The 25,553-nt window shown below is 66.5% G+C and carries 24 protein-coding genes; 12 read left to right on the top strand and 12 right to left on the bottom strand.

What is annotated here, in order from left to right; translation table 11 throughout:
- The first annotated feature begins 385 nt into the window (after nt 1–385).
- Complete coding sequence (locus QSK35_RS30400; protein ID WP_285751001.1) at nt 386–2,689, top strand: nSTAND3 domain-containing NTPase; 2,304 nt, start codon at nt 386–388, stop codon at nt 2,687–2,689.
- A 371-nt stretch (nt 2,690–3,060) separates the two neighbouring features.
- Here QSK35_RS30400 and QSK35_RS30395 read toward each other — a convergent pair whose 3' ends face one another.
- Together QSK35_RS30395 and QSK35_RS30390 are read right to left on the bottom strand one after the other, a co-directional pair.
- Entirely contained in the window at nt 3,061–4,689 is a 1,629-nt protein-coding gene (locus QSK35_RS30395) for an HNH endonuclease (RefSeq protein WP_285751000.1), read from the bottom strand.
- A gap of 95 nt (nt 4,690–4,784) precedes the next feature.
- Nucleotides 4,785–5,162 carry a hypothetical protein gene (locus tag QSK35_RS30390; RefSeq protein ID WP_285750999.1) on the bottom strand — a complete coding sequence of 126 codons (378 nt, stop codon included), beginning with the start codon at nt 5,160–5,162 and terminating at the stop codon, nt 4,785–4,787.
- Nucleotides 5,163–5,442: 280 nt separating this feature from the next.
- On the opposite strand from QSK35_RS30390, the gene QSK35_RS30385 reads away from it, so the two are divergent.
- Nucleotides 5,443–5,910, top strand: a complete 468-nt coding sequence (locus QSK35_RS30385) for an LppA family lipoprotein (RefSeq protein WP_285750998.1) — start codon at nt 5,443–5,445, stop codon at nt 5,908–5,910.
- Nucleotides 5,911–5,919: 9 nt separating this feature from the next.
- Here QSK35_RS30385 and QSK35_RS30380 read toward each other — a convergent pair whose 3' ends face one another.
- Genes QSK35_RS30380 through QSK35_RS30370 form a run of 3 tightly spaced genes read right to left on the bottom strand, consistent with a single transcriptional unit; the run spans nt 5,920 to nt 10,165 of the window.
- The gene (locus tag QSK35_RS30380; protein ID WP_285750997.1) at nt 5,920–7,221 is read right to left on the bottom strand and encodes a cytochrome P450; all 1,302 of its coding nucleotides are present in this window, start codon (nt 7,219–7,221) and stop codon (nt 5,920–5,922) included.
- Nucleotides 7,218–8,474: a cytochrome P450 gene (locus QSK35_RS30375; RefSeq protein ID WP_285750996.1), complete on the bottom strand. Its 1,257-nt coding sequence runs from the start codon at nt 8,472–8,474 to the stop codon at nt 7,218–7,220. The genes QSK35_RS30380 and QSK35_RS30375 overlap by 4 nt, the downstream gene beginning before the upstream one ends.
- Entirely contained in the window at nt 8,474–10,165 is a 1,692-nt protein-coding gene (locus QSK35_RS30370; protein WP_285750995.1) for a hypothetical protein, read from the bottom strand. The genes QSK35_RS30375 and QSK35_RS30370 overlap by 1 nt, the downstream gene beginning before the upstream one ends.
- Nucleotides 10,166–10,368: 203 nt before the next feature.
- Between QSK35_RS30370 and QSK35_RS30365 the strand changes: the two genes are divergently transcribed.
- From QSK35_RS30365 to QSK35_RS30355, 3 genes are all read left to right on the top strand, one after another.
- Nucleotides 10,369–11,091 carry an IclR family transcriptional regulator gene (locus QSK35_RS30365; protein ID WP_285750994.1) on the top strand — a complete coding sequence of 241 codons (723 nt, stop codon included), beginning with the start codon at nt 10,369–10,371 and terminating at the stop codon, nt 11,089–11,091.
- Nucleotides 11,082–11,945, top strand: coding sequence for an exodeoxyribonuclease III (locus QSK35_RS30360; RefSeq protein ID WP_285750993.1), 864 nt, complete (start codon nt 11,082–11,084; stop codon nt 11,943–11,945). Before QSK35_RS30365 ends, QSK35_RS30360 begins: the two co-directional genes overlap by 10 nt.
- A 93-nt stretch (nt 11,946–12,038) precedes the next feature.
- Nucleotides 12,039–12,203 (top strand): hypothetical protein, encoded by a 165-nt coding sequence (locus QSK35_RS30355; RefSeq protein WP_285750992.1) that lies wholly within the window; start codon nt 12,039–12,041, stop codon nt 12,201–12,203.
- Here the strand turns inward: QSK35_RS30355 and QSK35_RS30350 are convergent.
- From QSK35_RS30350 to QSK35_RS30330, 5 genes are all read right to left on the bottom strand, one after another.
- Entirely contained in the window at nt 12,190–13,488 is a 1,299-nt protein-coding gene (locus QSK35_RS30350; RefSeq protein WP_285750991.1) for a HAMP domain-containing sensor histidine kinase, read from the bottom strand. The genes QSK35_RS30355 and QSK35_RS30350 overlap by 14 nt on opposite strands.
- Complete coding sequence (locus tag QSK35_RS30345; RefSeq protein ID WP_285750990.1) at nt 13,485–14,156, bottom strand: response regulator transcription factor; 672 nt, start codon at nt 14,154–14,156, stop codon at nt 13,485–13,487. Before QSK35_RS30345 ends, QSK35_RS30350 begins: the two co-directional genes overlap by 4 nt.
- A gap of 14 nt (nt 14,157–14,170) precedes the next feature.
- Nucleotides 14,171–14,305, bottom strand: coding sequence for a hypothetical protein (locus QSK35_RS30340; protein ID WP_285750989.1), 135 nt, complete (start codon nt 14,303–14,305; stop codon nt 14,171–14,173).
- The gene (locus QSK35_RS30335; RefSeq protein WP_285750988.1) at nt 14,302–14,688 is read right to left on the bottom strand and encodes a hypothetical protein; all 387 of its coding nucleotides are present in this window, start codon (nt 14,686–14,688) and stop codon (nt 14,302–14,304) included. The genes QSK35_RS30340 and QSK35_RS30335 overlap by 4 nt, the downstream gene beginning before the upstream one ends.
- Nucleotides 14,689–14,779: 91 nt before the next feature.
- Nucleotides 14,780–15,673 carry a tetratricopeptide repeat protein gene (locus QSK35_RS30330; protein ID WP_285750987.1) on the bottom strand — a complete coding sequence of 298 codons (894 nt, stop codon included), beginning with the start codon at nt 15,671–15,673 and terminating at the stop codon, nt 14,780–14,782.
- 158 nt (nt 15,674–15,831) lie between these two features.
- Here QSK35_RS30330 and QSK35_RS30325 point away from each other — a divergent pair, with 158 nt between their 5' ends.
- Nucleotides 15,832–16,215, top strand: coding sequence for a hypothetical protein (locus QSK35_RS30325; RefSeq protein ID WP_285750986.1), 384 nt, complete (start codon nt 15,832–15,834; stop codon nt 16,213–16,215).
- A gap of 60 nt (nt 16,216–16,275) precedes the next feature.
- Here the strand turns inward: QSK35_RS30325 and QSK35_RS30320 are convergent, their stop codons facing one another.
- Nucleotides 16,276–17,052: an STAS domain-containing protein gene (locus QSK35_RS30320; RefSeq protein ID WP_285750985.1), complete on the bottom strand. Its 777-nt coding sequence runs from the start codon at nt 17,050–17,052 to the stop codon at nt 16,276–16,278.
- A 176-nt stretch (nt 17,053–17,228) separates the two neighbouring features.
- Here QSK35_RS30320 and QSK35_RS30315 point away from each other — a divergent pair, with 176 nt between their 5' ends.
- Nucleotides 17,229–19,502, top strand: coding sequence for an ATP-binding protein (locus tag QSK35_RS30315; protein WP_285750984.1), 2,274 nt, complete (start codon nt 17,229–17,231; stop codon nt 19,500–19,502).
- Here QSK35_RS30315 and QSK35_RS30310 read toward each other — a convergent pair.
- A complete protein-coding gene (locus QSK35_RS30310) occupies nt 19,499–20,566 on the bottom strand; it encodes an LCP family protein (RefSeq protein ID WP_285750983.1) in 1,068 nt (355 codons plus the stop codon). The two genes, QSK35_RS30315 and QSK35_RS30310, sit on opposite strands and share 4 nt — an antisense overlap.
- Before the next feature lie 34 nt (nt 20,567–20,600).
- Here QSK35_RS30310 and QSK35_RS30305 point away from each other — a divergent pair, with 34 nt between their 5' ends.
- The 5 genes from QSK35_RS30305 to QSK35_RS30285 all read left to right on the top strand — a co-directional run bounded on the left by QSK35_RS30305 (nt 20,601) and on the right by QSK35_RS30285 (nt 25,470).
- On the top strand, nt 20,601–20,990 hold the full coding sequence (locus QSK35_RS30305) for a DUF6542 domain-containing protein (protein WP_285750982.1): 390 nt from the start codon (nt 20,601–20,603) through the stop codon (nt 20,988–20,990).
- A complete protein-coding gene (locus tag QSK35_RS30300) occupies nt 20,974–21,099 on the top strand; it encodes a hypothetical protein (RefSeq protein ID WP_285750981.1) in 126 nt (41 codons plus the stop codon). Before QSK35_RS30305 ends, QSK35_RS30300 begins: the two co-directional genes overlap by 17 nt.
- Nucleotides 21,093–22,958, top strand: coding sequence for a bifunctional polysaccharide deacetylase/glycosyltransferase family 2 protein (locus QSK35_RS30295; protein WP_285750980.1), 1,866 nt, complete (start codon nt 21,093–21,095; stop codon nt 22,956–22,958). The genes QSK35_RS30300 and QSK35_RS30295 overlap by 7 nt, the downstream gene beginning before the upstream one ends.
- A gap of 56 nt (nt 22,959–23,014) precedes the next feature.
- A complete protein-coding gene (locus QSK35_RS30290; protein ID WP_285750979.1) occupies nt 23,015–24,205 on the top strand; it encodes a cytochrome P450 in 1,191 nt (396 codons plus the stop codon).
- Nucleotides 24,206–24,498: 293 nt separating this feature from the next.
- Nucleotides 24,499–25,470, top strand: a complete 972-nt coding sequence (locus QSK35_RS30285; protein WP_285750978.1) for an NsdA family TPR-like regulatory protein — start codon at nt 24,499–24,501, stop codon at nt 25,468–25,470.
- Nucleotides 25,471–25,553 lie beyond the last annotated feature (83 nt).

Below are 25,553 nucleotides of genomic sequence, written 5' to 3'. Positions count from 1 at the left end.
CGCGGCGCGGCCGGCTTCGCGTCGAGGTAGTCGGCGAGATAATCCACAACGGATGCTAGCGGTTCCGGCAGTTCGATCCGTCGGCGTGCTGGGACTTGATGGGCGTCGGCGGTGCCGCTGCCGATGTGCAACTGTCACATGATCGAGCCGAAAAATATGATGTTCGAACTTGTTTCCGCCCGGTGGCTCAACCTTGACCGCCCTTTTATTGTAGATGGTCCTCTTGTCGTGGACCTTCCACCTAAATTCCTCGGATGCTCCGTCACGAGGCAAGTCTAGTCTGTGAATAAACTCCTGCAAGAACGGTTGCATGGTAGACGTTGGGCTATGGAACCTGGCATGGAGTGTTCTGGCAAGGTAAAACGATCACTTGCATGGAGTGTACATGCCGCGCCGCAACTATCAGGAGCTCTCTCCTTACGACTTTGAATGTTTGATCAGGGATCTCTTGGGTGCGGAGTGGAAGCAGCGACTTGAGTCGTTTCCGGCAGGCGCTGATGGCGGTATTGACGTTCGCCTGCTCAGAACTGAGAAGAAGGTTGAAATTGTAGTTCAATGTAAGCATTCGCCAGGTAAAAGCTGGTCTGGAATTTCTTCATCCCTTGCTCGGGAAGCCTCGAAAATTAGAGACAAGCGCTGGGGTGAGTATTGGCTTGCGACAAGTGCTTGCTTATCCCCTGGCGGAAAAGAAAAGGCCGCAGCTCTCTTTGTCCCGCAGAGGCTGGTCCCTGAGCATGTTCTCGGATGTGATGACATCGACATGCTGCTCAACGAACATCCAGGTGTAGAGCGCAGTAACTACAAGCTGTACCTAACTAGCGTTGCGGTGCTTGAGTTACTTCTGCATAATGACCTCTTTGTTCATGCGCAGGACCTCTTGGTGGGTATTGAATCCAGGCGTAAGTATTACGTTCAAGGGCGCGCCTTGGCTAAAGCTCAAAGCATCCTTGACGACGGTAGGGTATGTATTATTAGCGGGCCGCCTGGGGTGGGTAAAACTACGCTCGCAGAGATGATCGCATTGAACTTGATTGAAGAAGGCTATCGTCCGATCTGGGTAAGCGAGGACGCTCGCGAAGCAGACGCGATGTGGCGGAGCGGCGAGAAGCAGTTCTTTCTGTACGATGACTTTTTGGGGAAGAACTCGCTCGCTCACAAGTTTGGGATAAACGGAGATGCGCGCCTGCTTGCGCTAATTAACCGTGTGAAAGGAAGTTCTAACCACTACCTGATCATGACGACTCGCGAGTATATCCTGTCTGCTGCCCGTCAGACCTACGAGTTGCTTCGTGAACCGGTGATCAACTACTCAAAGCTTATTGTCGATCTGTCGTCATACAGTGAGTTTCATCGAGCGCACATACTGTACAACCACATCTACTTCTCGGAGTTGGGTGCTGATGCCAGAAAGGCACTTCTGGAAGGTCGGGCTTACAGAAAGGTAATTACGCATCACAACTACAACCCTAGGCTAGTTCGCCTTATTATCGATTCTGCTATCGCAAACGGTGGTGACGATGCCGGGCGTATGTTTGTTGAATTCATGATGAGGAGCCTTAATAACCCGACCGACCTGTGGGGGCATATATTCACGCAGCAGCTAAGCGAGATTGCTCGTGATATGCTTATTGTTTTACTTACGCTGGATTCGCAGTCGGAACTTGGTCGTTATCGTTCGGCTGTGAAGTACTATCGAGATCAAGTCCGAGGCGGATCAACTGCTATGGAGGAGATACAGAACGGCCTGACGTTGCTTGATGGCGCATTTATTAACGTGTTTGAGAATCGAGATGGTCAACGCATGGTTGGGTTTGCAAACCCAGGTATCGCCGATTACCTATTTCGATATCTTCGCGACAACGCTTTTATATTTCCTTCGTTCGTGGAGGGGGCGTCGTTGTCGGCGCAAGTAGTTACGTTGTGGAAGTTCGTTCAAGCGGATGGCGTGCGTAGAGGCGAGCTGTTTCTCCCCGAGATGGTGTCCGAGTTCAAGCGTTCTCCGCAAGCTCTTCTTGACGCGATGGTTCGCGTAATCGCAAGCGGTGCTGAAAGCGGCAAGGACTGGAGTGGTTTTCCAAACGGGTCGGATTCACTTGAGCGGGTCGCTGTCATAGCATTGAGTATCGCGAAACAACGGTCGCCCTCTGTGCTGTGGAACGTTCGTCAAGAAGTTTGCCGGCGCCTCATTCCGCGTTGGAAGAATGGAAAGGGTGACAGGCATTGGGCGCTGAACCTAATTAGCGGCAATGTGGCAGTATTTACCGGCGACAAGCAAGGGCTCGTTCTTGTCGATGCAGCGCGCCGCTGGTTTTCGGCCAATTTGAAAGTTGCGCACGACTATGTGAGGCTTCGAGATCTCGAGCTGGCGCTCGACGAAGATGGCAAGGGTGATGAAGGTTGGGTGCGCGATGAGTTCTTGGAGTTTGTTAAAGACGAGCTTCAGTGGCTAACAGATTTCGACGACCTCGACAGTCTGACCTACGAACTCGACGAATTGAAGGCTGCATTGCGCCGATTTGACGTTTACGACGACGATGTCGAAAGTTACCTGAACGAGGTTGAACGTCACGCGGCCGAGCTCGAAAAGCGGTATCCGGATGAGGACGACAATGGCGAGTGGCGAGGCGGAGGCTGGGACGGATCGGATGATGATGGAGATGTCGATCATCTGTTCTCGTCACTCGCCTGAGCTGATCAAGCTGCTAGGTGTGCGTGGTTCTTTCTATAGACTGATGCCCAATGTTGCGACCGATGTCCCTGAATATCCCCCTCGGCCTTCTGCTGTTCGCAGCTTGTCGTTTTAGCGGTGTAACTTTTGGGTAGTTAGAATCTGTCAGGTCGTGGGTTCGAGCCCATCTGCCCTGCAAACATGAACGTCGTTGGGGTAACCAAACGACGCTCTTGATCACCCCCACACTTTCTCACTTGGTTCCCGGACCACTTAATCCGGTCTCGCGCGTTCGCCGCCCGCGGCCCCCAGCGATCCATGTGAGTGCCTTGGGGAGTCGACATCTTCGGGTGGCCGAGCTGCTCAATGACGTGCCGCGCTGACAGGCCGTGCTACGTCCAGGTGGCGGTGACGGCCAGGAAGTGATCGGTGATCGCTTTCGGGCAGGGGCCTTTGGCGAAGTCGGCACCATTCAGTTTGGTGTAGTCGGGGTAGTCAGCCAGTGACGGGGCGAGAACCACCTTCCAGGTGGTGGGGTCGACTGCCAGCAGGTTGTTGTCGAACAGCAGGTGCACATCGGCGCGTAGCAGCACACCTTCGTCAAGGTTGTGGGACTCGTGTTCGGCGAAGTCCCGCAGGTGGGCTGCCTGCAGCACCTCAGCCGGAGCGCGGCCGGTGACAGCACAGACGTGTCCGTAGCGTTTGATCAGCTCCTTCCGGAACGGCTTCTGGCCAATGCGGGCTTTGGTTCTGACTTCACGCCGCCCACCCGTGGGCGCCTGCCCATCGGTGCGGCCGTCGCTGTCTTGATCACTGGTGGCGGGCTCGTCCTGGTCGGTCACTTTGCGGCGGGTGGACTCCACCTTCGCGGTAGTGCTGGTCTCGGTCAGCTCAGGGGGTAGCTGCACGGCCACGCGCTCGAGCATGGCTTCGAGCTTGCCGACATCCAAGGGACGGATAGCGTTCTGCACGGCTCCGTCGGTGCATGCTTGTTTGAGTTCCTCGGCGGTGATCGCCCCATCCAGTGCCCGCCACGTTCCGCCGTAGTAGGCGACGTACTGGGTCACCTCCACGGTCTTTTCGGCCGGCTCGTCGAACTCGAAGTGGCAGTCATCCTTACGGCACCGGTACTTCGGGCGCTGCTTGCTGCGTTCATCGAACTTCGAACCACAGTCGGGCTTGGGGCAGCCTCGCTGTAGCTTGGGCACCCCATCCTGCTCCTCGATGCGGCTGACGCGGGCAATACCGAGTGCGTCTTCGTCGTTGCGGACCACGATCACGTGGCCTTTGCGGAGCCGCTTGGAGTTACCGACCTTGTTGTCGTAGACGTAGCTGGAACCCAGCACATCCGGGTAGCCGTTGTTACCGCCGTACTTGCGGTCACCGTCGGCAGAAAACAGCGCCCACGCCTTCGGTGTGTGTTCCGCGCGGATTGCGGCGGCCTGCTTGTGCATGCCGTCCTCGTCAGCGAGGAACTCGGTCAGGATTTGTTCGTCGAGGGTTCCGCCGCGGGTCTTCTTCTTTGTGTAGCCCGGCAATCTGGTCATCAGATCGAACAGCTTGCGTTGCACGCTGTTGACGGATCGGAAGTTCAAGCCACGATCTTGTGGGGCGTGGAACGGTAGCTGCTGCAGGAACAACGCGAGGTCCTGCACCGGCCGGTCGGTGACCCGTTGCGCCACCCGGTTGTTGGCGAACAGCAGGGAGCACGCCAAAATCAACTCTTCACGGGTCCACTTCGGAGGCCGCTGTTCCCTGACCTCAAATCCCAGACCCGTGAGGGTCTGGTTCACCAGGTCTTCGTCGGCGACGTCATCCGGTGACAGTGGTGCGCGACCAGGTAGGTGGCCGTACGCGGCCGCGGCGATCACCCGTGTCCCATACCGGCGGCCGTCGTCGGCGATCAGATGATTGCGGAACCGATCGAATCCGTACCGGCCGCAGAACTCCTCGGCCCCTACCTGGTCGTGCTCATGCAACGCTGCGCGTACCGCTTCCGCGGTAATGTCCCCTAAACCCACCTTGAAACGTTTTCAGGCAAACGCCGAGCAAACATCCGCCAAACGCAGCAATGAAGCCCGCTAGTCGGCAGCAGGGACAAGGTGACCGTGTGAGGTCACTTGATCCTGAACCTGACGCAGTCGTCCTGTCCGCCGCGCTGGACGTTGATCGGTACCAGGAGCGGCTCATCGGCGAACGAACTGGTCACCGTGCAGAGGCGCTCGGAGCCGGAGCCGGTGGACACACCTTGCGCGTACTCGACCTCGCCCGTGCCCAGGTTGGTGAAGGTGAAATGCGTCGCGCCCGGCGCGTCGAACAGGATGCCGTCCTGGTCGTTGTTGAGGTTGAAGTTGTTGAACGCCACCGGGGAGTCGTTTTCGTCGTATTGCACGACGGTCTCGTCGGCGACGGCGGCTTGGGCGGCCGGTGCTGTCGTGACCAGGGTCGCGGCGATCAGGATGGCGGCGCTGGCAATCGAGGCGATACGTGACATCGTTCGCTCCTCACGTCGGGTGAACGCCGCCGCGCCAGCAGTGAACGCCCGTGCGGGTGGTCAGGCAATGAAGGTCACTCGCCTGGGTGGTGCGTCGTGACCGGCCGTATCGGCCACGCACGAACTTGGTCACCGGCCGTCATAGTCGATCATGTGCCATGGGTGAAGTGATCGGGAACGGGGGCTGGCGCTGATGACCAACGTTCGGGGGCGCGGGAACTCGGTGCGAGCAGCGGTCGTCGCGTTGCTCGTGACGGTTTCCGCTTGTGGAGGTTCTGATGTGGACGAGGTCTTCGCGAAGGTGTTGCAGAGGCCCGACATCGAGCAGGCGGTGGCTTCGTACACGGAGATGACCACCAAGATCAGGGAGCGGCTCACGGCCGAGTTCGGCCGCGCGTGGGAGCAGATGAGCGAGGGCAGTGGTGCTGGATGCGGCGACGAGTACAACGTGTTGGACGATGCCGAGAATCGTCACCTGCCGAGTTGGACTTCGAAAGGCAACTTGCCAGACGACCAGTGGCCACGCGCTGAAGCGATCGTCGGGGAGGTCGCGGAAGGCTACGGCTTTCACAAGAGTCCAGTGATCATCGTGAAGCGACAAGGTGATCACGAGGTCGTCTACGACAAGCCGGACGGCGCACAGATCACTTTCGGCACGGCGGTCAACACCGTGCTGGGTGTTATGACCGGATGTCACCTCACGCCCGAGGCACATCGGCGTGGCACGCCGAAGGCCGCGCATAGGTGATCGACGGGTCTACCGCTGCTTCAGCCGCATTCGCAGACCAACGGGCCGCAGCGTCAGCGCGGCGCTAGGCCGTACCGCCCGCCCCACCGGCTCCAACTCCCACCGCCGCATCACGGTAGCCAGCACCAAAGTCGCCTCAACAACCCCGAACTGGTCCCCGATGCACTTCCGAGCCCCACCCCCGAACGGCACGAACGTCAACGGGTGCGGCGGAGCGGCAAGCCACCGGTCCGGGTCGAACCGCGACGGCGACGGATAGAGATCGGCCCGGTGGTGGATGAGATATGGGCTGTAAACGAGGGTCGTGCCGGCGGGAATCGAGTGGCCGCCCAAAGAAGTGTCGGCCGAGACGACCCGGTTGAGGATCCAGGCCGGCGGATAGAGCCGCAGCACCTCAAGAATGACCCGGTTCGTCAGCTCCAACGACGCCAGATCGTCCAGCGTGGCCGGACCGGACAACACCGCGTCGACTTCGGCACGAACACGCGCAGCGAGAGCAGGGGATAGAGACAGCAGGTGCAGCGCCCAGCTCATGATGTTGGACGAAGTCTCCGAGCCCGACACGAAGAACGTCAGCACCTGCTCCTGAAGCTCGAGATCGGTCAACGCATCAGTGGAGTCGCGGGCCGTGATCAGGGCCGAAAGCAGATCATCCGGACAAGAACCGCTGGCCCGCCGGGAAGCGATCACGGAAGCGATGGTGCGTTCCATCCGGGTACGGGCGGCGACGTGGCGGCGGTTGGCCGGGATGGGGAGCCTGTTCAGCCACGGCGGGCTGAGCGTTCTGCGGTACATGCCCCGGAGCAAGGTCGTCAGATCCTCGACGGCCTGATTTACGACAACAGCGGGCAGGGAGCCCGAGAACATCGTGCGGGCGATGATCGTCATCGTCAGGTTCAGCAGCTCGGTCGGCACGTCGAGTACCTGGCCGGAGCGCCAACTGGCCGTCACAGCATCGATCTCCGCGGTCATGGCGGCGGCGTAGCCCGGCATGCGGTTGCGGTGGAACGCGGGCTGCGCGAGTTTGCGCAGGCGGCGGTGGGTGCGGTGCGGGGCGGTGGTGATGCCGCCGCCTACGGCTTCGCGGACGGCGTCGATGATGGGGCCCTCGCGGTCGAACGTGCGGTCGTCCAGCAGGACGCCGCGTAGTAGGTCCGGATCGCAGATCACGATGGCCTCTACCGGGCCGATGCGGATTCGGACCAGGTCACCACAGGAAGGCAGCGAGCGCAGGAATCCCAGTGGGTCGGTGAACAGGGACATGGCGTGGCCCGCCAGCGGTAATGCCTTGGGGGCTAGCGGAATCGTCATGACCTCTCCTGCAGACGCAGTGCGAAACCCGGTGAGGGGTGGACGAGGATGGCCGCTACCTCGCGGACCTTGGTGATCGGAACGAAACGCCATTGGGCGACCAGCGTCGTGAGTACGACTTGCAGCTCGGCCAGTGCGAGGTTGTCGCCTACGCAGCGGTGTGTGCCCATGCCGAACGGGATGAACGCGCATTTGGGCAGGTCCACACGCCGCAGCCAACGTGAGGGATCGAAGTGTGAGGGGTTCGGATACAACGACGGGTCGCGGTGCAGGGCTGCTGGGCTGTAGAGGACCTCGGCGCCCGGAGGGATAGCAGTGCCCTCGATTTCCACTGCTTCTGTGGTGTTGCGCATCAGCAGCACGTTCGGGGTGTAGTACCGCAGGACCTCGTTGATGAACGCCTGCAGGTAAGGCACGTCTACCAGTCGGCGTGCTATGTCGTCCCTGGTGGACAGTACGTGCAGCGCCCACGACATCGTGGTGGCCACCGTCTCGATGCCCGCGATGAAGATGGTGATGATCTCGTCGCGTAGCTCGGTGTCCGACATCGGGCCGCCGGTGTGCGGGTCCGGGGCCGCCATCAGTAGTGAGACCAGGTCCGAACGCTCCACAGTGGACGAACGGTAGGCCTTGATGAGGTCGTCGGTTGTTTGCCACAGACGGGTGCACGCGGAGGAGAACCGGCGGTTGCCCGGCGTGGGCAGGCCGGCGAACAGCGAGCCGGGGCCTAGCACGCGCCAGTTCACGCCGGCCTGGACGATCGGCAGCGCCTCCTCGACGGTCGTGGACAACTCGCTCGCCAGGTCGTCGGAGAACAGCACGTGGGAGATGAGCGAACCGGCCAACGTGCGCATGTCGCGTTGCACGTCCAGGACCTGACCCGATTGCCACGTCGAGATGTGGCGTGCGGTCACCGCCTGCATCTGTGGGGCGTAAGAAGCGATTCGGGGTCGGTGGAACGCCGGCTGCATCGCGCGTCGCTGGCGGCGGTTGACGTCGCCGTCCGTGGTGAGGACGCCGTCGCCGATGAACGGGCGGGACTTCTCGAACAGCCGGCCCTTCGTGAACTTCTTGGCCTGCACCTGAAGTAGCTGGCGCATGGCTTCCGGCGACGTCAGCACGTACGCGCGCCGGGGGCCCAGGCGCAGCTGTACGACCGGGCCGTGTGTGCGCAGCGACTGGATGAACCGCAGTCTGCTGGGCAGGGCCAGTTGGAGGACGTGACCCAGCAGTGGCAACCCGCGCGGCGCCATCAGTGCGCCCGGTCGTTCGCCACGTTGCCCGGCTGTGCCTCGATCAGGCTGCCCAGGCCGATGGCGAAGTACATGCCGCACCACCACTGCTCGAACACGAGAGCTGCGATGCCACGGCCGAACGGCTCGCTGAACGAGCATGCGTGACCGGCTCGCATGACAAGAGCGAAGTTCGAGCAGTAGACACTGTCCATATAGGTCAAAAAACCAGCAAAAGTGATCTTGCCGGTACGAACCAGCATCGGCACCACGTAGGCGTAGGTGACCACGCTCATCGGGAGCAGGCCGCTCTCCACCGCGGAACAGACGGCGTTGTGCAACAGAACTTCACCGATGTGCCGCTCGTCCGCCACGACGACGTCATACAAAAGAGCACGCCGCGGCACGGTGATCGAAGAAACCCGAACAGGTGAGCACGGTTGAAGATCCGGCGTGTAGCAGTCGGCGAGCTGGCAGGCGCGATACAGGTTCCGCGAAACCGCCTCGGCGCACGAGGACAGGCCGATCAGGTAGTAGCGCCACAGGTCGTGCCGGTGGTTCGACATCTCCCACATGCACGTGCCGATCGTGCCCAGGCACGCCGCATAGCGATCGGGCTTCACGTCAGCAGACGGCGTGAGCTGGGCGTTCATCATCCAGACGGTGCGCTCGTAGCACTGCAGCAAGGCGGATGTGGTGAGCGAACCGCGGGTCAGCGCCAGCACGCTCTGGTTGCACTCGTCGTTGCGCAGGTCCGGCCCCAGGTCGACCCAGTCGTTGGTCAACCCGGTCAGCATCATGTCGTCGCGGCCCTCCTCGCCCGAGGGGAACGACAGGTAGTGCCCCCACGCGCCGCTGTCCTGCGCTTTGAAGTCACGCCAACGGTCGCGGTCGCGGTGCACCCACGCCGTCAGGCCGTCGGTCGGTCGTGTGCGCACCGCGCCCTCGTGTTTGCGCTTGGCGTCGAAGAACGCCATTGACGCGGCCATGTGCAGGCGCCGGGCCCGCAAGTCGGAAGGCAGATCTGGGACGTCCCAGAGGCGGTTGAGGTCATGCAGCATCCGCTCGGCGCGCGACCTGCCGAACTCGGCGCTGTCGAGGTTGTACTCGAAGTAGAACGTGTAGCTGAGCACGGAGATGTAGTCCTCGCGCCAGTCGGTGTAGTCACGCGTGAGGTGCGACATCCACCACGAACCCAGTGCGACGGTGGGAAACCAGGCGACGCCGGCCATACCGAGCTCGTCGAGCACCGCGGCCCAGTGCGGGCTCGTGCAGACCCACGGGTTCGACTTGGTTGTGCGGCCGCGGTTCGCGCCCGCGCGAGCCTGGGCGAGGATCGCGCCGGCCGAGTCGTCGCCGACCTCGACCGGGGTGTGCCAGAGGCCCGGTCCGTCGCCGCCGAGCCGCACCTGGCTGATCTCGTCGAGCAACGCGCAGGCGTGCTCGACCATTTCGCCGCACGCGCGGTTCCACGGTTCGAACTCCGGCCCGAGGCCCGCCGGGTTGTCGCGCAGCTCGGCGCGCGCGGCCTGCGGGTCGTACCGCCAACCGGTCGGCTCTGGGCCACCGCCGGTGACTAAAGCGACGTGCCGGGCCAGCGGCGATCCCGCGATCGCCTTGCGCGTCCACAGCAGTTCCAACGGGTTCAGCGCGGTGACGGCGGGTCCACCGCGGTGCACGCGCTCGCACAGGTCGGGCAACAAGTCCGTCATTTCTCATTCCCCTGTCCGTGAATTCCGGCGGGAGTCTGCTGGAGTGGTTCGGCTGACAGGAATGCGTCGCAATTGGCTTCACCCCTTCAGCCGAGGGGTTCGTTCCGCCGCGCGGAACGCGACGTGGGAGCGATCTCGCATCTTTCGGCCATGAGTCGGGGCCGCGTGTACCGCTGACCCGTCACGGCGGTGAGGATCGGCGCATGGTGCCGGTTCCCGTTGCCCCGTCAACGCTTGTGGGACGGGCGTTTCACCTGTTGCGCGTGCTGTCCGCGCAGGACCGCACGCTCGCGCTGTCCGACCTCGCCAGACAGGCCGGCCTGCCGAAGTCCACCACCCACCGGCTGGTCACGATGCTGACCGAGAACGGCGCGGTGCTGCGCAGCGCCGACGGGTATCGCACGGCCTGGCGCAGCGCCGACGCGTCGGCCGAACTGCGCGAGAACCTGTTCCCCAGCCTGCTCTTCCTCTACAAGAGCACCAACGGCGCGGTGCACCTCGCGCTGCCCACCGAGTCCGGCGCGCTGGTCGTCGAGAAGCTCGCCGACCGCGACACGGTCCCGGTGCCGAGCCGCACCGGCGCACTCCTGCCCGCCCACAGCACCGCGCTCGGCAAGGTGCTGCTCGCCCACGGCGCGGTGCCCGCCGGGCCGTTGCCGCGCTACACGCGCAACACCCTGACATCGACGCAGGCACTGCACGCCGAGCTGGAACAAGTGCGCCACCACGGCCTGGCGTACGACCGCGAGGAGTACGTCCCCGGCGTCTCCTGTGTCGCCGCGCCCGTGTTCGACCAGGACAGCGGACAGGTCGTCGCCGCGATCTCGGTCAGTGCGACGCCGGGCGAGATCGCGTCCGGCCGCGTCGGGCACCTCATCCTGCGCGCGCTCATGCGGACCCGTCGTAGTGTGGGCTCGTGCGGGTAGCGACCTGGAACGTCAACTCGGTCAAGCAACGCGTGCCGCGGCTGTTGCCGTGGCTGGATCAACGGCGGCCGGACGTGGTCTGCCTGCAGGAGACCAAACTCGCCGACGACGCGTTCACCGCGCTGCTCGGCGAGGCGCTGGCCGAACGCGGCTACGAGGCCGCGCTGTCCGGCGAGGTCCAGTGGAACGGCGTCGCGATCCTGTCCCGCGTCGGACTCGACGACGTGGTCGTCGGCCTCGAGGACTGCCCTGGATTTCCGCATCAGGAGGCGCGGGCCGTGGCGGCGACCTGCGGTGGCGTCCGCGTGCACTCGGTGTACGTGCCGAACGGGCGCACGCCCGACTCGGACCACTACCACTACAAACTGGCCTGGCTGGCGGCACTCAAAGACGTCGTCGGCCGAGGACCTGAAGCTGCCGTGGTGTGCGGTGACATGAACATCGCGCCGACCGATGCGGACGTGTTCGACCCGGACGCCTACATCGGGCAGACACACGTCACTCCACCCGAGCGTCAGGCGCTCGCCGACCTGCAGGCGTTGGGCCTCCAGGACGTTGTCCGGGATCGGTGGCCGGACCAGCGCGTATTCACGTACTGGGATTACCGGGCCGGCATGTTCCACCAGGACCTCGGGATGCGGATCGACCTCGTGCTGGCGTCGGCTCCGGTGGCCGATCGGGTCAAGGCCGCGTGGGTGGATCGGCACGTACGGAAGGGCACCGGGCCGAGTGACCACGCGCCCGTGATCGTGGATCTCGACGAGGCGCCGGACGGCGACATCGGGCCCGTTGTACCGCCGCCGTCGGCTCCGGCGGCCAAACGTGGTTCGAAGAAGTTGCCCCAATCGCGCTAGTTCGGTCGGGTGAAGTCGTTTGGAACCGTCCCGTGAACCACCCCGCACGGCTCATGCTCGATGGCGGGGGTGGGAGCAGTGCCGGATTTCTACATGAGGGACGGGAAGGTCTGCACGCCGGACCGAGGCGGCCGGATGGTGGTCGTGGCGGCGGTGCTGGCCGGGATGATCGCGATCAGCGCGGCCGGGCTCAGTGACGAGGGGCTGCGACAGGTGCACGACGTGCAGCAGGTGGCCAAGACGTTCACGTTGCCGTAGGGAGCGTCACCGTGAACGCGGCCCCGCCCTCCGGGGCCGGGCCGGCGGTGATGGTGCCGCCCATGCGCGTCACCAGGCCGTGTACCAGGGCGAGACCGACGCCGGTGCCGACCGGGCGGGACGACTGGTAGCGCTGGTGCAGCACGCCGCGGTCGAACGCCACGGCGTAGTCCTCGGCGGCCAGGCCAGGGCCGCCGTCGCGCACCTGCAGAACGGAAGTCAGTGACAGCACGACCGGCCGGCCCGACGGCGTCACGCGCAGGGCGTTCTCCAGCAGGCCGTCGATCACCTGGCGCAGACGCCGGGCGTCGGTCCGCGCGAGCACCGGCGAGGAGGGGAGTTCCAGGGAGAACGTGACACCGCGGGCGTGGCAGCGCGCGTGCCACACGTCGGAGGCGGCGCGGACCAGGGGGACCAGGTCGACGGTGGCCAGGTCGAGCCGGAAGTCGTCGGCGCCCAGTCGCGCCAGGTCGAGCAGGTCGGTGACCAGGCGATCGAGGCGGCGTGACTCGTCGAGGATCACGCGGCCGACCGGGACGACGTCCGCGCCGGTGACGACGCCGTCGGCCAGGGACTCGGCGAAGCCCGTCACGGCGGTCAGCGGGGTGCGCAGCTCGTGGGACACCGACAGCAGGAAGTCGCGCTGGCGGGATTCGCTGCGCTGCAACGCCTCCGCCAGGCCGTTGACCGACGAGGCGACCTCGGCCAGTTCGGCCGGGCCGGACACCTCGACGCGCAGGTCGCGGCGGCCGTCGCTCATCGCGTGGGCGACCGATGCCACCCGGCGCAAAGGTCGCGACAGGACCGTGCCCAGTGCGAGACCGGCCAACGCCGCCACCAGCAGGCCGACGCCGAGTGCGAACAGGATGTTGCGCACGAGTTTTCGGCCGTTGCCCGATACTTCCGGCTCCTGCACGAGTGCGAAGCCGCCCTTGCCGTTCGGGCGGGCCTCGACGAGATAGCCGCCGCTGCCGCTGTGAACCGCGGCGCCCTGGGTGACCCGGACCGCGCCCGCCTCGCGCGCGGCCCGGATCGCCTGCTGGTCGGTGCCGGTGAAGTCGCCGGTCGCGGAGATGGTCACGACCGCGATTCCTTGGCGCTCCAACACGTCCCTGATGTTCCTGCCGAGCTGTCCGTTGACGACGTCGGCCTGGTCGGCCAGCACCTGGCGGCTGACGTCACGTGACGCGGACAGCACGAGCCGGGACGAGACGAGACCGGCGACGAACACCGCCACGGCCGCGACTCCCAGGCACAGCACGGCGATCCGTGCCGCGAGGCTCACGAGGCGTCCGCCGAGTAGCCGACGCCACGGACCGTCCGAAGTGGACTAGCTGGGCCGAGTTTCGCGCGCAGCTGGGCGATGTGCACGTCGACCGTGCGCGTGCCGAGCGCCTCGTAGCCCCACACCGAGCTCAGCAGCTGCTCGCGGGAGAAGACCTGGCGCGGGCTGCGCATCAGGTGTGCGAGCAGGTCGAACTCCGTCGACGTCAACGAGACCTCCTCGCCCGCCGCCCACGCCCGGCGCTGGCCCGCGTCGAGTCGCACGGCACCGATCTCCAGGACGTCCGACGGCGTGGGCCGCGCCGCGCGCCGTAGCACGGTTCGCACCCGCACGGCCAGCTCGCGCGGGCTGAACGGTTTGGTGATGTAGTCGTCGGCCCCCAGCTCGAGGCCGAGCAGCCGGTCGACCTCGTCGTCGCGTGCCGTCACGAACAGCACGGGCGTCCAGTCGTCCGCCGCGCGCAGTGAGCGGCACACGTCGATACCGCTCACTCCGGGCAGCCCCACGTCGAGGACGATCGCGACGGGCTTGAGCCGGCGGGCCGCGGCGAGCCCCGCGGCGCCGTCCGACTCGACGTGCACCCCGAACCCGTCCCGCTTGAGGTACAGCGAGACGAGCTCGGAGATCGCAGGCTCGTCCTCGACGACGAGCACCAGGCCACGTTCCACGGGTGCAGATGCTGTCACGGCTGGTCGAGATCCGCCTCGATGCCGTTCAGCGTGGTCTCGACGCTGTCGATATCACTGCTGGAACCATTGGAGCTCTGGCAGGCCGCGCAGGCCAGAACCACGGCGACGACCGCGATCAACCGCTTCACTTGCCGCCGCCCAGGTAGCCGCAGTGCTCGGTCTTGAACTTCGCCAGCCGCTCCTTGGCCTTGTTCAGCTTGTCGATGTGCCCGGCCCGCCAACCGGCACGGGTCTCCAGCCGCTCGGCCTGCTCGGTACGACCGGCCTTGCGCGCCTCCTCGGCGCGTTTCTTGAGGTTCTCGGTGGAGCCGAGGACGTCCGGACCGCCGTTGATCCGCTGCGTCAGGCGGTTGACGCGCTCCTCGGCCCGCGGGATGCGCTGCTCGCAGATCTTCTTGACCTGCTCCGAGCTGAGCGTGACGGGTGCGGGCGTGCTCTCGTCGGCGTTCGCCGTGCCCGCGCCGGCCAGAGCGATACCGGCCACCAGGAGGCCGATCACTGTGCGCTTCATGACAACTCCCATCCAGTAGGTCTGGCGACCACTGTGGAGGGCGTTGATCAGCGCACTGTGGGGCGAATGTTCGGGTTGTGCAAAGACCGTCCTACTCGTGGCAGGGGCGGCGCGCGACCAGTTCCACGCCGCGCGCGGCGGCGAGGTGTTCCATGGGGCGGATGCGGTCCCAGACGCGTTCGGAGCGCAGGCCCTCGGCGGCCGTGACGGCCTGGTTTCCGACGATCAGGCCGGCGTCGATGTCGCCGTCCAGGAAGTGACACGACGCCAGGGAGATCAGGCAGAACGTCCAGCTGCGCGCCATCGTGGGGCCGAACTCCGCGATGGCTCGTTGCAGCGCGGGGATGGCGACGCGGGTGTCGCCGAGCTCGGCGTGGACGGTGCCGATCATGGCGGTCAGGTCCGTCTCGTCGTGGAAACGGACCCAGTCCGGCGCGTGGTCGTGGTCGGCGCGCTCGAAGGCGTCCTGGGCCTTGCCCAGCGCGCGGACAGCCTCGGCGGCGCGGCTCTGCCGGGCGTACGCCCAGGCCTCGTTCGCGTGCATGATGCTAGCCGCGAGTGGCGACAGGGCGCTTCGCTGGAAATAGGCGAGCGCGTCGCCGGGCGCGCCGTGGTGCAGATGTACGCGGCCCCGCCGGTAAACGATGTTCGTCGTCAATTCCTCGTCATGGCGCGCGAATTCCAGGGCTCGATCGAAATGGTGGTAGGCGGCCCCCACCTGGCCGCAGTCGAACGAGGTCCAGCCGGCCAGGTTGTGCAGGTCCGCGACCGCGCTCAACAGCCTGCGGCGCACCTGGTCGGTCGCCTCGGCGGACAACAACTGTTGTGCCCAATAGATCCGCACCACCACGGCGTCGCGGCAGACGCCGCCGCCGAACTGGTAGTCCACGGAACGAAGCGCCTTGGTCTGGGCCTCCAACTGCTCTACGTCGGGCATGCCGATGCGAGCGGAGTGGGGTGGAGGAAAGTACGCAGGATCAGCCATGTGGAATACCTCTGCGCCGCGCGCTGTCGAAACGAGCGTAAGCCCACGCCCAGGCCAGCGGAAGCCTGTTCTTCGCCGCCTGGAATTCGCCTAATCGACGCATAAACAGGTATTAATGCGGGTATCCCCTGCAGCACCCCCTGAGAGAGTGTGCGGACATGGCCCGACGCAGGCATCTCCGATTGGTCAACTCCGACGAGGCCACCACCGTGGTCGCGGTGCTCGCCGCGGAGGACCTCGCCGAGGAGCTAGGACTGGACCCGCACGCCCGGATCACCTGCGCGGTGCACCGGTGCTGGCTGCACCAGTGCGTCTCGGCGCCCGACCACGTCATCGCCGTCACCGGACACCGGTGGTGCCGCGCGTGCGCGCGCCCGCTGGAGGTCTCGGTCGACGAGACGACCACGCGCAGCGTCCACCTCTACTGCCCGAGTTGCGGCGGGGGCGCCGACACCATCGCCAACCGGCAGCTCGTGCGCGCCTGCCGGACCAGCATCGCCGCCATGCACGGGATCGACGAACTGCCCCTGTGCGCGCCCTGACCGACGCTTCGATGGTGAAGGCGGCGGCCCCCGAGAGCTCGGGCTCGGGGGCTGCTGGCTTCACGACTGATACGTGAAGGCGGTATCCGGGACGAACCCGACGCTGCGCGGCATCTCCGCCGGCACGTCCAGCACGGTCCAGATCACGTGCCGCCCGCCACCGGCCGGCGTCTCGCCCATCGTGAAGTTGCACACGGCAATGGATGCGACGTTGCGCCGCATCGTGTTCCACTGCCGGAGGTCCAGCCTCGAGTAGGTACGCACCGCGACGGACATCTTGTCGCCGCGCATCCGCAACAGCAGCGAAACGGCTTGCTTGTCGTCGGTGTGGCTCACGAGCTCGACCGCCACCTGCGGCGCGACGTCCAGCAGCGACGGGACTCCCCAGCGTTCGCACGCGCGCTCGGTGATGCGTTCGGCGACGTGGGGCTGGCAGCGGCACGTCGGCAGCGTCGCGTCGACGCGGTCCTCCTGGCGCAACCGGACGACGGCGGCCAGTGCGGCCTGCGTGCTGGGGTAGCACGGAATGTGACGTGGCAGTCCGCGTGCCTCCAGGGTGGACCGGAGCTGGTGGTCGGACACGACGAGCATCAGCGGGATACCGGGCCAGCGCGCCGCCGACAGCCAGACGACATCGAAAACCACGAGCAGGGCCGGAGATTCGGCCACCAACGAGTCGAGCTCGACCACGACACCGACGAGTTCCCGCGTGGCGCAGTCCAGCAGAACGTCCTGCACTCTGAGGTACGTGGACCAGTCCAGGCTGCCGGTCAGCCGCACCACGAGCACGCCGTTCTGTTCCCGGATCTCGATGCTGAGCCTGTCGTCGTTCCCCATGAGTCCTCCAGCCAAGGCACTGAGGGCAGGCTCGCGTTTCACCACAACGCACCACTAGGGGGTAACTACCCGTATCGCGCGGTTAGTCGGTCCGGGGGACCGCGTTGCCCCAGCTCATCGGACGCCCATAGGGTTCTGCTGTGGGTGCTGCGGTTCCGCCTGGGCGCAAAGGTAATTTGCCTGCTGACGCAACTAGCTTCGTCGGCCGCAAGCACGACGTCGCCGAGGTCAAGCGGTTGCTGGCCGATGCCCGCCTGGTCACCTTGTCAGGTGTCGGGGGAGTCGGTAAGACCCGGCTGGCCGTCCGCGTCGCGGCCGAACTGAGGCGAGCCTTTCCTGATGGTGTGTGGATAGTCGAACTCGCCGACCTGAGCGATCCGGACCTCATCGTGCACACGTTCCTGAAATCGCTGGGCGTGCACGACGACACCGACCGCAACCACACGACCGTCCTGGTCGAACACCTGCGCGACCGGCACATCCTGATCGTCCTGGACAACTGCGAGCACCTCGTCGACGCGTGCGCCGATCTCGTCGACCTGTTGCTGCGCGTGGTTCCCAGGCTGCGCGTGCTCGCCACGAGCCGCGAACGGCTCGGGATCGATGCGGAACACCTGCGCGTGGTGTCCCCGTTGCCGCTGCCCGATCCACATCGTCCGCTGCCGGTGGGCGCGGGCGGGATCTACCCGTCGATGATGCTGTTCGCCGAACGCGCGTGCGCTGTCGATTCGGACTTCGCCATCACGCCGTTCAACCAGGACCAGGTGGCGCAGGTGTGTCACCTGCTCGGCGGCATCCCGCTCGCGATCGAACTGGCCGCGGTGCGGTTGCGCGTGCTCACGCTGGACCACCTGCTGTCCAGATTGGACGACACATACCGCGTCCTTGCCTCGGGCAAACGTGGTGGCCTGCCGCGGCATCAGACGTTGCTCGCCGCCGTGGACTGGAGCTTCCGCCTGTGCACCAGGGCGGAACAGACGATCTGGGCGCGCGCGTCGGTGTTCGCCGGATCGTTCGACCTCGGTGCGGCGCGGACCGTCTGCGCGGGCGAGGGTGTGCCCGGCACGGACGTTCTCGATGTGCTTTCGGCGCTCATCGACAAGTCCGTGCTGGTGCGCGAACCACACGACCGGTACCGCCTGCTCGAACCGCTGCGGCAGTTCGGCATGGACAAGCTGCGCGACGCGGGCCGGGAGCGGGTGCTGCGCGAACGGCACCGCGACCACTTCGTCGCGCTGGCCGAGCAGAGCGAACACGACTGGTTCGGGCCCCAACAGCCGAACATCTTCGCGCGAACGCGCCTCGACCACGCAAATCTTCGTGCGGCGCTCGACTTCTGCTTCGACTCCGGCGATGTGCGCGCCGCCCAGCACCTCGCGGGCACGCTGTGGTTCTACTGGTCCGGTTGCGGATTCCTCGCCGAGGGACGGCACTGGCTCGAACGCGCGCTCGCCGCCTCGTCCGAACCGAGCCCCGAGCGCGCGAAGTTGTTGTGGGTCAACGGATATGTGGCGACCCTGCAGGGTGACCTCTCGGCGGCGGTGCGCGTGCTGGAGGAATGCCGCCGCTACAGCCGCGACGTCGGTGACGAGGCCTCGCTCGCGTACTCGACGCACAAGCTCGCCTGCACCACGCTGGTCGGCGACGACCTGGACGTCGCCGACCAGCTCTTCGGAGAGGCCCGCAACCGCTACCGGAGCCTGGGACTGGTCAACAGCAACACGATGCTCGCCGTCATCGAGCTGGCCATCGCCGCGACGTTCCAGGGCGACTTCGACCGGGCCGAGAAGCTGTGCGAGGAGGCCTGCGCGGTAGGCGAGGAACACGGCGAACAGTGGGCCTACGCCTATGCGATCTACGTGCGTTCGTTGTGCCACTGGGCCCGCGGCGACCTGGCGTACGCGGACGAGCTCGGCCGCGACTGCCTGCGCATCAAGCGGACGTTCAACGACCTGCTGGGCATCGTGCTCGGGATGGAACTGCTCGCTTGGATCTCCGCCTCCCGCGGTGACGGCACCAGGGCCGCGACGCTGCTCGGCGCCACCAACCAGATCTGGCAGTCCGTCGGCTACCCGATGTTCGGCTCGCGCTACTTCGGCGCGCCGCACGGCGACTGCGAGACGGCGACCATCGAGCAGATCGGCGAGGCCGCGTTCCGCCTCGCGTTCCGGGCGGGCATGGACCTCAGCCGCGACGACGCGCTCACCTACGCCATCGGTGACGTTCCGCCCGAACCGGCCGAGGCCCGCATCGGCAACGACACCCCGCTGACCCGGCGCGAGCAGGAGGTCGCCGACCTCATCGCGGGCGGCATGAGCAACAAGGAGATCGCGGCGCAGCTGGTCATCGCGCGGCGCACGGCAGAGGGGCACGTCGAGCGCATCCTGCAGAAGCTCGGTTTCACCTCACGTGCGCAGATCGCGACGTGGGTGACCGAGCGCCGCAACTAGTCCACGCAGGGGACGGTCGCCGGTGGCTGCGCGGCGGGGGAGATGATCCCGGCCACCTCGGCCTGGACCTTGCCCTGGTCGACCTTGTTCACGTCCTGGCCGTTGACGGTCGCGCCACCCTCGACGGACAGCGTGTGGAACCGGACCGCCGGCGGCAGGTGCTCGGCCAGCGCGACGAGGTCGAGGCCGTCGGACAGCACCACGTCCTGCTTCGCCGCGTCGATCAGCCCGCGCACGGCGGTCACGTCGGCACTGCGGATGCGTTGCCCCAGGTAGGCGAGGAACGCCTGCGCGCGGCGGGTCCGGTCGAGGTCACCGTTGGCCAGGCCGTGCCGTTGCCGCACGAACGACAGCGCCTGTGCCGCGTCCAGGTGCTGGGGCCCGGCGGGGAAGTCCGCGCCCGACATCCGGTCCCGCACCGCCCGGTTGAGGCACACGTCGACGCCGCCCAGCGCGTCGGCGATGTGGAAGAACCCGACGAGGCTGACCTCGACGAGATGGTCGATCGGCGCGCCAAGAAATGCCGACACCGTCTGTACCTGCGCCCGTCGGCCCGCCTCGCGGCCGCCGAACTCGAGCTCGCGCGGATCACCGACGCCCGCGGCGCGCAGCCGTCGTTCCTCGATCTCCTTGGCGCGCCCGTAGGCCTCCTTGATCTTGCCTTCCCCAGGACCCTCGGAGACGCCGTGCAACGGCACCAGGTTGTCGCGGGGCACGGACATCGCGACGGCCGCGGTCCCGTCGTGCGGCAGGTGCACCAGGATCAGCGTGTTGGCGTTGTAGCCGCCGCGGTCGCTCTCACCGGCACGCATGCGCTCCAGCAGGTCGTCGGGCAACGGCCGGCCGTCCAGGTCGAGCCGCGTGGTGAGGCCCATGATCAGGATGTTGACGCCGTTCGCGGACCTGGGCGCGTCGGCCGGAATGGCGTGCGAACGCTGCACACCCGTCTCGATCTCGGACACGGTCGACCACGCGACGCCGGACACGACCAGCACCGCGGAGCAGACGACTATCCATAAGAGACGAATGAAGACGAGCCCGTGACCGCGCGCACGTCGGCGCATGTTTCCCCCACCCCCTCGCCTATTCTAGTCGGCCGTGGGGGTGCAGATACCCAGCCTGGCCGCGCTCGCGGTGATGGCCGTTTTCGCGCAGGTCGGCATCTGGGTGGACGGGGACAACCTGGGGTGGCCGTTCGGCGTCTGGTTGGTGGCGGGGGCGATCTTCGCCGCCACGACCGTCCGGCGGATCGGGCTGTGGGTGGTGGCACCGGCGCCACCGGTCGTGTTCGTCGTGCTCATGGCGGCGAACACGGTGTGGCGCCAGCAGGACCTGTGGGGTAGCAGGCGGCAGTTCGCCGGGAACACCGTGCCGTGGCTGGTGCACGGGTTCCCGTGGCTCGCGGCGGCGGTGGGTGCGGGGGTACTCGTCGCGGTCATGAGGGGATTGCGACAACTGGGGGAGAAGAGAAGTGCAGATCTTCGTTGACGCGACGGGGTGGAGACGGACCGGCGTGCGGCTCGTCAGCGCCGCGCTGGCCGGTGGGCTGCTGGCGTTCGTGGTGCTGGTCGTGAGCACCCTGCTGGCCCAATGGTGAGGAATCCGTTCCTCCACTGGGTCTCGCTCACGCTCGGCCTGCTCACTCTGTTCGGCGTGCTGTCGTTCCACAGCTACGCGACAACGTTGCCAGAGCAGGCGGATCCACCGCCCGGCACGCACGTGCCGTTCGGCGACGAGCTGACGCTGGCCTACCACGGCGGCCCGGATCCGAAGTGGACCCCGCGGCTGCTCGACGTGCTGCGCGAACGCGGCGTCAAGGCGACCTTCTACGTGCTGGGCAGGCAGGTCACCGAGCATCCGGGCATCGCGCGGCGCATCCTCGCCGAGGGGCACGCCATCGGGATCGACGGCTTCCGGCAGGAGGGCGACTGGCGCGACCCGCTGGACCTCGCCTACGCGCAGGCGGCGCTCGCCGGCGCGCTGAGTGTCCACACGCGACTCGTCGGCGCACCGAAGGAGCTGGACAGCGGCGACCGCTCGATGCAGGACGTGGAGACGATCGTCGCGGGGATCGGCAGGTACCGCTACGGCGTGATCCGGTTGCACGACACCGGCAGCATCTCGATCGACATCACCCGCGCGCTGCTCGACCGGACCACGGTCGCCGCGCCGGTGCCGGATCTCGTCGAGGCGGACACCGCGCAACGGGTCACCGGCGCCGTGACAACGTGGTCACAGCGCAACGGTGGCATTGTGCTGGTGTTCCTCGGCACGGTCATCGGTATCGCGGCGCTGCTGGCGTTGTTCCGCACGTTAATGCAACTAGGGCTGGCGCACACTGACCGGCGCTTGCGCCGTGAGGCGATCGACGAAACCACGATCACGCCCGCGGTCTCGGTGATCGTGCCCGCGTTCAACGAGGCGGTGAACATCGCCGGGACGGTCCGGTCGATCGCGGGCAACGATCACCTCGCCGACGTCGAGGTGATCGTCGTGGACGACGGCTCGACCGACGGCACCGGCGACCTCGTGGAGGCGCTGAACCTGCCCGGCGTGCGCGTGGTCCGGCAACCGAACCGGGGCAAACCGGCCGCGTTGAACGCGGGCATCGCCGAGGCGCGGTACGACGTGCTCGTCCTGCTCGACGGCGACACGATCTTCGAACCGGGCACGATCGGCGCGCTCGTGCAGCCGTTGAAGGACGCGGGTGTCGGTGCCGTGTCGGGCAACGCCAAGGTCGGCAACCGGCGCGGGCTGCTCGGCACGTGGCAGCACCTGGAGTACTGCGCAGGGTCCAATTTGGACAGACAGATCCTGCACGCGCTGCGCTGCATCCCGACGGTGCCGGGCGCGGTCGGGGCGTTCCGGCGCGAGGCGTTGCGCGACGTCGGCGGCGTCAGCGCGGACACGCTCGCCGAGGACACCGACCTCACGATGGCGGTCACCCGCGCGGGCTGGCGGGTGGCCTACCAGCCGGCGGCGCGGGCGTGGACCGAGGCGCCGATCACCATGCGCGGCCTGTACCGCCAGCGGTACCGCTGGTCCTACGGCACTTTCCAGGCGATGTGGAAGCACCGCGGGGCCCTGTTCGAACGGGGTCAGGCGGGCCGGATGGGCCGCTTCGGGCTGCTGTACCTGCTCGCGTTCCACCTCTTGCTGCCGTTGCTCGCACCGGTGATGGACCTCTACGTGCTCTATGGAACTTTCGTCGCGGACGCACCGGCGGCCCTGGCCGTGTGGGGTGTCTTCCTCGCGCTGCAGACGGCCAGTGCCGGCTACGCGCTGCGGCTGGACGGTGAACCTTTGCGGCCGCTCTGGGCGTATCCGCTCCAGCAACTCGTGTACCGGCAGTTGATGTACCTGGTCGTGATCCAGTCGTTGGTGACGGCGCTGCACGGCACTCCGCTGAGGTGGCAGTCAGTCCAGAGGACAGGGCTTCTACTTACCTCTCCGTAGTCGGTGCGCTACGTTTCGATCATTTGGGTGGCAACGGTTCAGCTCTTGGAGGCCCTGTGACCGACTCGGTTGTGTCCCCTCTGCCCATCGATCGCACGCACCCGCTGCAGGTTCCGGACGGCACCGACGCCATCGCCGCCGAGGGCGCCCGCAAGGTGGTCTTCCCCAACGGGGTCGAGACGTGGCTGTTCACCCGCTACGCCGACGTGCGGATGCTGTTGTCCGACCGCAGATTCACCGCCTACAAGAACGGCGACGCGCCGGAGATGCGCACCGAGGAATCGATCATCGGCGCCGAACAGCCCGGCAACATGATCATCCGGGACGGCGCCGAGCACCTGCGGCTGCGCCGCCCGGTGTCGCGGGCGCTGGTCGTGAAGCGGATCGACCGGATGCGCCCGCGGATCCAGGAGATCGTGGACACGCACCTCGACGCGATCGAGCGGGCGGGCGCGCCCGCGGACCTGGTGCCGATGCTGTGCCTGCCGGTGCCGTCGCTGGTGATCGCCGAACTGCTCGGCGTGCCACACGAGCATCAGGCGCTGTTCCAGCGCACCGCGCAGGCGATGCTCGGGCTGCGGAGCACGCTCGCGGAGTACGAGGAGGCCGCGGCCGAGCTCGGCGGCGTGCTGGAGAAGGTCGTCGACCGCAAGCGCGCGGAAGGCGTCACCGGCGACCTGCTCGGGCTGCTGGTCAACGGCGACTACGACTTCGACCTCGAGGAGCTGCTGTTCCTCGCCATCGGGCTGCTCGTCGCGGGGCACGAGACGACCTCGAACTTCATGGGACTGTTCGTGCTCACGCTGTTCGACCACCCCGAGCAGCTGGACCTGCTGCGCGCCGATCTGTCCCGTGTGGACAGTGTGGTGGAGGAGCTGATGCGGCACACCGTGTCCATCGGCGGTGGCGGGCTGGTGCGGCGCGCGACCGAGGACGTGCGGGTCGGGGACGTGCTGGTGCGCGGCGGCGAGTGGGTGGCCGCGTCGCTCTACGCCAACTCCGACCCGGCGCTGTGCCCGCACGCCGACCGGCTGGACCTGTCCCGGGAGAGCACGCCACACGTGGCGTTCGGCTTCGGCCCGCACCAGTGCGTGGGCCAGAACCTGGCGCGCGCCGAACTGCAGATCATGCTGCGTTCGCTGTTCACCCGGTTCCCCGGACTGCGCCTCGCGGAACCGCTGGCGGACCTGCCGTTTCGCACCGACATGCTGACCTACGGACCGGCCAGCGTACCCGTCGTGTGGTGACCGGGTGACGCGGTAGGCCGAACCGGTGAGCGGCCGTCACGGGGAAAACACCGACGGCAGATTTCGCGCCACCTGGGTGGCCTCTATCGGTTCACGCCATCGATCCACGATCGTAAGCGCGGCCGCTGCAGAGTCGCAGTGGCCGCGCCGTTTCCCGGCTTCCCGTGCGGTCGGAGTCGAAAGGCTCTGTCCGAACGGGTGGAACAGCGGGATGCTGCACCGGCGCGGCGAATACACAGGCGTACACCGGGGAACCCAGCAACGGTGCCCGGCGCGCGTCAGGAGGATCAGCGATGTTCGGTGGCGAATCGAATCCGCCCGCGTTTCCAGGTCGTGTGGACACCGCCGACGTGGTGCACGTGGAGACACTGACCGGCGCGCTGCGGACGCTGGACCACGAGTATGGCGGCGGGTCGTGCCGGGAAGCGGCGATCGCGCTGCTCGACTGGGCGACGCCGATGATGTCCGCCGACGCCGCAGGTCAGGTGCGCGACCGCCTGAGCGTGGCCATCGCCGACCTGCACAACCTGGCCGGCTGGGCGTCGTTCGACCTCGGGTTGCTGGAATCCGCGCACGCGCATTTCGGGCGCGCGATGGAACTGGCGAAGAAAGCCGGCAACAGCGCGCTGGAAGCGGACATCCTTTACCGGATGGGCCGGGTGCACCTGCACTACGACCTTGCCGAGGACGCGCTCGCCTCGTTCCAACGCGGGCTACCCATCGCGCAAGCAAGCGGATCGCTTCTTGCAGTCAGCATTTTGCACGCCAACGAGGCGTGGGCGTTCGCGAAAATGGGTGCCGAACGTCAGGCGCTGCGCCAGTTCGCCCGCGCGCAGGAGGAGTTCTGGAACGCCGGGGACGAGGAGGCGCCGCCGTGGGCGCGGTTCTTCGACGAGGCCGACCTCGTGTCGATCGGCGGGATCGTGCACACCGAGCTCGCCCGCACGTGTGATGTGAAGTACGCGCGCAGCGCGATTCCATTGCTGACCAAGGCGATCTCGACGGCCGGTGCGAACAGCTCGCGCAGCCAGTCGTTCCGCTACGCCGCCCTGTCGATGAGCCACCTGCTGACCAACGACGCCGAGGCCGCGCACGACGCCGGCACGTCGGCGATCACTCTGTCCGGGCCGATCCGCTCGGTGCGCACGCGCGACCGGATGCGTCCGCTCAAGGCCGAGGCCGAGCGGTTCACGGGTAGTCGCGCTGCCGGCGAACTGGCGGAGAGGTTGGCTCAGTTCGTGGGGAGCGCGCGCGGCGCGGCGTGAGGCTCGGCGGTCGGTTCGTGGGTGGTGGCGCTGCCGGCGAACTGGCGGAGAGGTTGCGCAGTTCGCCGGCAGCGCGACGTGGG

Source organism: Lentzea sp. NBRC 105346 (assembly GCF_030269605.1).
In the GTDB taxonomy this organism is placed as follows: domain Bacteria; phylum Actinomycetota; class Actinomycetes; order Mycobacteriales; family Pseudonocardiaceae; genus Lentzea.
Note: the sequence above shows the minus strand (reverse complement) of the source record. Positions and strands in the feature narration are given on the sequence as shown.